General features: G+C 40.9%; 9 protein-coding genes. All 9 read right to left on the minus strand.

The features are described 5' to 3' along the window. Positions 1-1,472: beta-helix domain-containing protein (locus BCG07_RS08650; RefSeq protein WP_502694052.1), on the minus strand; the 1,472-nt coding region annotated here is incomplete at its 3' end. 307 nt (positions 1,473-1,779) lie between these two features. Then, a complete protein-coding gene (locus tag BCG07_RS08655) occupies positions 1,780-3,108 on the minus strand; it encodes a tetratricopeptide repeat protein (RefSeq protein WP_286889831.1) in 1,329 nt (442 codons plus the stop codon). Positions 3,109-3,138: 30 nt separating this feature from the next. Continuing rightward, the gene (locus tag BCG07_RS08660; protein WP_006793482.1) at positions 3,139-3,744 is read right to left on the minus strand and encodes an energy transducer TonB; all 606 of its coding nucleotides are present in this window, start codon (positions 3,742-3,744) and stop codon (positions 3,139-3,141) included. A 9-nt stretch (positions 3,745-3,753) separates the two neighbouring features. After that, on the minus strand, positions 3,754-4,164 hold the full coding sequence (locus tag BCG07_RS08665; RefSeq protein WP_006793481.1) for an ExbD/TolR family protein: 411 nt from the start codon (positions 4,162-4,164) through the stop codon (positions 3,754-3,756). 50 nt (positions 4,165-4,214) lie between these two features. Then, positions 4,215-4,742: a MotA/TolQ/ExbB proton channel family protein gene (locus BCG07_RS08670; RefSeq protein ID WP_006793480.1), complete on the minus strand. Its 528-nt coding sequence runs from the start codon at positions 4,740-4,742 to the stop codon at positions 4,215-4,217. A 3-nt stretch (positions 4,743-4,745) separates the two neighbouring features. Further along, a complete protein-coding gene (locus tag BCG07_RS08675) occupies positions 4,746-6,113 on the minus strand; it encodes a MotA/TolQ/ExbB proton channel family protein (RefSeq protein WP_006793479.1) in 1,368 nt (455 codons plus the stop codon). Positions 6,114-6,123: 10 nt separating this feature from the next. After that, on the minus strand, positions 6,124-6,876 hold the full coding sequence (locus tag BCG07_RS08680; protein WP_286889836.1) for a DUF3450 domain-containing protein: 753 nt from the start codon (positions 6,874-6,876) through the stop codon (positions 6,124-6,126). A 211-nt stretch (positions 6,877-7,087) separates the two neighbouring features. Beyond that, positions 7,088-7,702 carry a DsbA family protein gene (locus tag BCG07_RS08685; protein WP_286889837.1) on the minus strand — a complete coding sequence of 205 codons (615 nt, stop codon included), beginning with the start codon at positions 7,700-7,702 and terminating at the stop codon, positions 7,088-7,090. A gap of 8 nt (positions 7,703-7,710) precedes the next feature. Beyond that, a partial coding sequence (locus BCG07_RS08690) for a diguanylate cyclase domain-containing protein (RefSeq protein ID WP_286889838.1) occupies positions 7,711-7,855 on the minus strand: 145 nt, incomplete at its 5' end.

Below are 7,855 nucleotides of genomic sequence, written 5' to 3' on the forward strand. Positions count from 1 at the left end.
AAGCCACCATTAATACCTACTGTCCAACCTTCCATCCAGTTAGTTGTACCATTAAATGCACCAATTTGCCCATTGGCAATAAGCGGTGAACCCGTCAGTGGTGTGTAACCATTATCAGCAAGCATTAAATCTGCTGGAGTTAGCGTTTGGTTGCCGTCTTGAGCTTCAAACCATGATTTAACATCGCCGCCATTAATCGCTTCACTACCAAAGTTGTTAGCTGTTGTTTGACATGCAACAACTGAATTAGTGATAGTTAATGTACCGTCTTCTGCGCGTGGCACAGAGTCTGAACCCACACGTAAACAATTTTCATAAGTAGCTGGACCCGTTACGAATACATTACTTAATGCGCCCGCAGTGCCTGCACGTAAACGAATACCGTTGTTACCTTCAGCACCTACAATTGTTACGTTTGAAACGGTTGGCATTGTAAGTGGTGTTGCACTTGAATCAAACTCAGAGTTATCTGCTTCAATCGCATTATCACCCACGTTTGCAGCTTGTTGAATGTATACGTTAGTTGCAGAGCCTGTCCAACCGAACGACCAGTCAAGTGAATCATCGCCAATGCTGGTTAATACAACATTGCTTACATCAACTGTACCACCGAAAAACTCGATACCGTCATCAAGGTTTTCGTGTACTTGAATGTAATCAACAGTTGTTGCAGAACCTACACCGGCAAACGAAATACCGTTTAGCTCATCGCCATTACCCAGAGTTTTACCTGCTTGCTTAACGATTAAATACTTTAATGTACCTGAGTTATCATCTGCAACATCGCCACCAAACTGGCCGGCGTCACCTTCAGCAGATACACCACAATTAGCTAGCTCGTCGGCTGTTGCTTCACCTTGTTGGTCGCCACATGAATTAGCAGGTGCATTACCTAGTAATACTAACCCCCCCCATTGACCAATGGCTGTTTCACCACCTGTTACATCTTGAATAGAGGTCATAGTAATTGGCTGGCTTACTGTACCAACCGACTCAAGCTGTGAACCACGACGAACAACTAAAAAGTCATCGCCAGATTCACCAATAATTGTTGTGCCTTGTTGAATATAAAGCTTTGCATTATCTGCACGGTCATTACCTACTGCTGTACGACCATTTACAATCCAATGCGCGTCGTTTGTAAGTGTTGCATCGGTAGTGAACGTTGTATCTGCTGTTAGGCGGTACACTGGCTTATCAGTAATTTCCGGAAATTCGCTTGATACGTCTGTGGCTAAGCCTTGAACAAATGCGTTATCAATAGTAGTAGGGAAACCAGTTGTGCCGTTTTGTGAATCATCACGAGATGACGTTTCACCGCCTGTGTCTGAGCCGCCTTCAACAACGTTTGTTATTGTATCGCCTTCGTTAATTGTTGTGTCGCCTTCAGATACTACTAAGTCACCACCACAACCCGCTAAAGATACTGCAGTTGCAATCAAACTAACTTTGAATAAGTCAGATAATTTCATTGTTCACTCCGTTAAAGTATTTAATTATTTTGTTAGCGCTTTATAAAAACTCAAGTCACTTTAAAGCACTTAATAATGCGTTAAGGTCACTTGAGTTATCAGCAGGGCTTACCTTACGGGAGCTATATGACACTGGAGTTACACTTTAATAAACATAACATGACAAAACTATATTGTTAAAATTCAACGGCTTAATTTCTAAAGCAATAAAAAAGCCGACTCAATTATTATTGAGCCGGCTTGCGTAGTGCGATTATGAAATTGATATTACAAGCACCAACGAAGTAGTGACTTGTTGTTTTAAAATTTAAAGCAGAGCGGTTCTTAACGTTTCAGCATGTACTTTTTCACGTTTAACATACTTAATCCATTGCTTAGCCAAACGCTGTGATTTTTTGTGTTTTTCAGCTTGTTCAAACGCTAAAATAGACGCATCGAAATTTTGCAAATTGTACTGCGCCATACCCAGTGCAACAAAGGCATTTGACTCAAAATCAAGTCCGCCTTTATCAAGCGCTTTACGCGCTGAATCGGCAGCATCTTCATAGTGCTCTGTATTAACATACACCTCAGCTAAACGCTGATCGTATTGCCCATGATCTGATAAATCGGCAGCTTTAACAAAATACTCTATCGATTTTTCATCTTCTTTTGCTTGGATCATCGCCTCGGCTACAAACGCATAGTTTTTAGCTGTTTGTTCGGCAATGCCATTATCTATTGCTTTACTCATAACTTCTGCCGCTTTAAAAGCAAGTCCATTGTATAAGTAAACTTGAGCAAGTTGGCGTAAGTCGGCTCTTGATGTTAAAAACCCTTGCTGATAGGCAGCTTCAATAACAGCTAATTGCTTTTTCTCTTGCCCTGTTTCACCATACATACCCGAAAGCTGTACCCAGTACTCTGGTTTATCATAAAGCTTAACCATGCGTTCAAGCACTTCAACCACTTTGTTAGTCTGATTTAGTGAATAAAACATAGCGCGCTGTAATACAAGCCAGTTTTCTTTTGGGGTTTTACCTTCGTCATCACTTAATGAAATAACTTTAGTGATGTAGTCTAGGCCTTGCTTATAGTCTTTTAACTGGTAATACGTTTGTGCACGAAGTAAGTAATACCCTTCAGGTATTGGCTGAGTGTTAATTTCATCCCAGTTATCCAAAAAGGCAATGACTTTATCGTAATCGCTGTTTGCCATAGCAAGCTGCGCTAAACTAAAAGTGGTGCTTAAACGCAATGTTTCAGGGATCCCTTCTTCTGCCACAACGCGTTCAAATGAAGCGATCGCTTTTGGTAAGTCATTTTGATTGTAGTAAATGAACCCGTAAAAATTATGCATCATGGCTATTTCGTACGAATTCATACTTGAAGAACGTTCATTAATGCTATCGAGCGCTTCAAGCCCGGCTTTTACATCGCCATCGTCTGCCAATTTTTGTGCGCGAGCCAGTTGGCTGTATACTTTTTCACGAAGCGCAGGAACGCGTTTTGTTTTTTGCTCCTGCGCCGCTTGAGCACTTGCTATTGATACGCCAGGTAACAACGTTAGTGCACTGGGTGTAACAATACTGAACCCTATCGCAGTGGTACAAAGTAATGTTACTTTTAAAAGTTTAGTTTTGGTTAATAATTTCATAATCGCCTCACGATCTTTTCTAGTTAGCTACTATCCGCCAATTTGAAAAGATATTTTGTTCTGAACACCCGCTACTTCAACAGCTTCACCGTTGACAACACGCGGTTTATATTTAAATTTAAGAGCAGCGTCCATTGCAGCCCGATCAAATAACGACTCAGGCTCTGCTTTTAATACTTGCGGGTCGCGAACGGTACCTTGCTTTGTCACAGTAAACTCAACAATCACATACCCTTCAATACCGCGCGATAGCGCACGACGCGGATAAACTGGTGCAACTTTTACAATGGGTAAATATTCGCCATCGCTCGTTTCCAATGCTAATCCACCCGCCAGGTTCACTTCGGCGTCAACATTAGCACCAAAGTCAAAGTTGTTAGCGTTGGCATTAGCATCACTACTTTGCATTTGTGGCGACTCCATTGGTGGTGGCGGCTCTTTTGGCGTAGGTGGCTTTTGTGGTTTACGCTCTTTCTTTTGAACACTTTCTTCTTTTTTCAAACGAACAAAATCAAGTACATTGCCTTTAGCTGGTTCGCTCATTGCCCCTTCACCGCCGGTTATAAGTGCTTGCATGCCCAAAAACAGCATAAACGTGACTACACCGGCAACAATTAATGCTACTAAATAACGCATTACTTACCCTTACGCTTCTTGAGCCGCAATTGAAACATCAAACACACCTGCAGCGCGTGCGGCATCCATTACTTTAATTAACGTATCGGTGGTTGCTTTTTTATCGGCTTGAATTACAACGCTACCTTGTGGGTTTTCAGCTTTTAAGCGTTCAATATTCGCCTGCACTGCGCGAACATCTATTTGGCGTTTGTTAATCCAAATTTCACCCTTATCTGAAATAGCAACTAAGATATTGGCTCTTTCTTTTTTAACCGCAGTTGCGGCTTCAGGGCGGTTTACGTCAATGCCTGCTTCTTTAACAAATGAAGCTGTTACAATAAAGAAGATAAGCATAATAAATACAACATCTAGCATGGGTGTCATGTTTATTTCTTCAGCTTCATCTTCTTGCATTAAATTACCTAAAGGCGCTCTCATTTTTATTCTCCTGATATGAGCGGGTATGTTTAGCCGCTCATAAAACTTATTTAGTGATCTAGCAACATGCTATCTTCAAGTAGTTCTACTTCACGTTTGGCTTTTCGTTGTAAGTACGTTGAGGCAAATACACCAGATAACGCCCCTACCATACCCGCCATTGTCGGGATTGTGGCTTTAGATACACCTGACGCCATTGAACGCGCACTCCCGGTGCCTGTTATAGCCATTACATCAAACACTTCAATCATGCCCGTTACTGTGCCAAGCAACCCAAGTAGTGGACACAAAGCCACCATGACATTGATAAGCGGAAGGTTTGCATTTAAACGCATACTTGCTCGCGAAATCATAGCTTGGCGTATTTGCTCAGCATTCCAACTATTGCGTTCGTTACGCGTTGACCATGTTCCTTTAATGCTATTTTTGTATCCGCGAAACCCGTTGAAAAAGTATATAAATCGCTCGAGTATCAATAACCACATCGCGAAGATTAACACCCCAATGACCAAGAGGACTTGGCCACCGGTGTCGAGAAAATCACGGATAGCATTGATTGAGTCAATCAATAGCACCATGGTTTATTCTCCCTTCTCGCTTCGCTCAGCAATGATACCTGCGCTTTGCTCTTGTAAAATAAGCAGTAAGCCTTTTGAACGCGTGTTTAGTAATGTGTATATAAACACTGTTGGGATTGCCACAACTAAGCCAAGTACGGTCGTAACTAGTGCCTGAGAAATACCACCAGCCATTAGTTTAGGGTCGCCAGTACCAAATAATGTGATTGCTTGGAACGTATTGATCATACCGGTCACCGTACCTAGCAAGCCAAGTAATGGGGCAACAACAGAGATGATTTTTATAAGCGTTAAGTTACGTGTGATTTTTGGCATTTCACGTAAAATTGCCTCACTTAATTTAAGCTCTAACGTGTCGTAAGCAACATGTGGGTAGTCGTCTTTTACTTTCATTACACGACCTAGCGGATTGTCGTCACGCGCTACTGAATCTTTTAATTGGCGACGAATTTTTCCACCAACAAGTAACAATGAAATAAAGCGCTCAATTGCAATTAATAAAGCAAGCAAACCAACACCTAAAATTACATAACCTACCGCACCACCTTGATGAACTTGCTCTGATGTATCTGGTGCTTGAACAAGTAAACCTAAAATAGAGCCTCCTGTTGGGTCTAATGCAAACTGTACAACACCACTTTTAGCATCTTGTAAGTCAGCAGCTGTAGCGGTATAACGAGACACTGGTTGGCGAGTAAGCGCGCTCAGCGTGTTTGTTCCTGGGTTATATTCTAAGTATTGACCCTGTGAAATTAAGTTAAAGGCACCAACACGAACAACTTCTTGCTCTGCTTTATTTCCACCTTCAACAATAACTGAAGTATTAAAGCGACTGACTTTACCTTGCTCAGTCATTTCACGTTGCAGCTCGTACCACACCTTTTCAATATCTTCTATTGAAGCAAGCTTAGACGTTGAACCCATTTTTTGAGCTAACTCGTCCATAAAGTCACTACGGCCCGGTAATTCTGCTGATACAACCGAAGTAGCAAACTTATTGCTAGAGTCCCCAGCGACTTGCTGTAATACCCCAAATAACTCTTTAAGTGATCCCATTCGCTTAGATAAGGTATCGGTTAAGTTTGCTAGTTTAACTTCGTTTTCTTCAAATTGTGTTTCAAGGCGCTCTGATTCAACAAGCATTTGGTTACGCTTTGCAGTTGTATCATTTAACATTTGAACTTGCTGGTTTTGGCGAGAAGTAAACTCCTGCTCTCGTTGTTTATTTTGCGCACTTTGAACGGTCTTGCCGTTTTCTAATGTTTTTAATAATGAATCAAGATCCATTGTTTCTGCCGCAGTGCTAACGCCTGCAAAACCGAGGCTTGTAACAAACAATGCCATTTTTGTCATTTGAGTAAACAATTTCATTTTTAACCTCTTATTCTGCTGCGTGTACTGGCAGAGTTAGCATATCTGGGGCAAGTTGCTTGCGCGCAATACGTAAACCTTTGTTGATTTGACTAATTGTTGAATCTGGTAATGTTTCAAACGTTTTAGTCTCTGTGTTGTAGCTACCAGCGTGTTTACCATCACGTGTTAAGTAAATCAGCTCTAATCGACCAATGCGTAAAAAGTCAACTTCACGCTCTTTACCGTTTACATCTAACAATGCGGTGTAAGCTTCAATTGTGCGCCCGTAATCTACCTCTACTTGGTAAGCTTCTAGCACACGACGAAATTTTTCACTCGAGGTGATATCAGCGCGGTCCATCATGGCTTTCAGTGATACTAAACGCTTAGCGCGCTCGTCTTGCAAAAAGGGAATGTCTAACGATACAAACTGCTCAAGACCAGTGATCATTCGCATCATAAGTGGTGTAATTTGGCGCTCAATAATAGAAACCTGATCCATTGATAGGTTAAGCGATTCCATTTCTTCAATTTGATTATCAAGCTGTTTATTTAACTGCGCGTTATAAACAGCTAAACCGTCAATCTCTTTATTGAGCGTTTTAAATTGCTGTAAACGTCCTTGCATTGAATCTGCAATCTTGTCTATTTTTGTTTGTGATTGCGCAGCTGATTTATTAATTTCGCTGCTTTTATCAATAACCTTATCTAAATCGTTAGCGTGTACTGCTGCACTTGCGGCCACAATACCAGCTAAGATTAATGGTTTAACGCCTTTCATCGTATACACCTTTACTCGTTAATTAGCGGATTTGCTAGGTTGTATTTCAAGCCAATAAACAGAGCTTTAGTGGCTTGAATAATTCAATGAAGGGAAGTTTATAGATAAAAGATGACAAGGATGTTGCGCAAAAAAGTCGCTTTTATGACAGCTGTCATAATTAGGACTTATAGCAGAATAAAGACGGTCGAGGCGTTAAAATTAACGCTTCCTAATCAATAATATTTAAAATTTGGCTGTAAGTACTTTGCCAGTCTGTGTAATTAACGCCAATAGGATAGTAGCTGTTGTTATGAATAAGTACCAAGGAAGGAAAGCCATTAATAGGCAACGCTTTAACAAATGCCAACTCGTCACTCAATTCATTATTTAATGATGAGCTGACTAATTCATTTGCAAATCCCTCTTCATCTAGACCAATGCTTTTAGCGAGCGCTACCAAGGTGGCTTCATCAGAAGGGTTTTGCGTATTTAAATAGTAAGCATGTTGGATTGCTTCTATCATTTGCGCTTCTTTATTGGTTTTACGCGCGATCAGAGCTGCTCTACAAGCCGGGTAAGTAGAACGGCGAGGTTCGCAATTACGCCAAAAGTCATAATTAAACTGTGTACCTAACTGCTTTTGTATTTTGTGCCACGTATCTTCAAGCATTTCTTTCACTGCTTTTGGCATAGGCTGCTGACTATCGGCAGCTAAGCCGCCCACTTTATATTCAACAATAATTTTATGCTCAAGTTGTTCTTTTAATTTTAGCCACGTAGGTGCATAGCCCCAACACCAACTACACATTGGATCGTGTATGTAAATTAACTTACTTTGAAACATAACAACTCCTACATAAAAGCTGAAACAACTTTATTTCGACCCGTTTCCTTTGCTTTATAAAGGCATCGATCGGCTTGTTTTAAAGCATCATTGTAATCTGATAGTTTATTTACTTGTGCTACACCTATGCTACAGGTAAGTGCTACGTTTTTA

Source organism: Pseudoalteromonas sp. ESRF-bin5, from assembly GCF_002632075.1.
GTDB classification, from domain to species: Bacteria; Pseudomonadota; Gammaproteobacteria; order Enterobacterales; family Alteromonadaceae; genus Pseudoalteromonas; species Pseudoalteromonas marina.

Bases quoted from the DNA above. Each gene is read 5' to 3' on its own strand.
- BCG07_RS08685 (WP_286889837.1), bottom strand. From the start codon at position 7,702: ATGTTTCAAAGTAAGTTAATTTACATACACGATCCAATGTGTAGTTGG.
- BCG07_RS08660 (WP_006793482.1), bottom strand. From the start codon at position 3,744: ATGCGTTATTTAGTAGCATTAATTGTTGCCGGTGTAGTCACGTTTATG.
- BCG07_RS08655 (WP_286889831.1), bottom strand. From the start codon at position 3,108: ATGAAATTATTAACCAAAACTAAACTTTTAAAAGTAACATTACTTTGT.
- BCG07_RS08665 (WP_006793481.1), bottom strand. From the start codon at position 4,164: ATGAGAGCGCCTTTAGGTAATTTAATGCAAGAAGATGAAGCTGAAGAA.
- BCG07_RS08680 (WP_286889836.1), bottom strand. From the start codon at position 6,876: ATGAAAGGCGTTAAACCATTAATCTTAGCTGGTATTGTGGCCGCAAGT.
- BCG07_RS08670 (WP_006793480.1), bottom strand. From the start codon at position 4,742: ATGGTGCTATTGATTGACTCAATCAATGCTATCCGTGATTTTCTCGAC.
- BCG07_RS08675 (WP_006793479.1), bottom strand. From the start codon at position 6,113: ATGAAATTGTTTACTCAAATGACAAAAATGGCATTGTTTGTTACAAGC.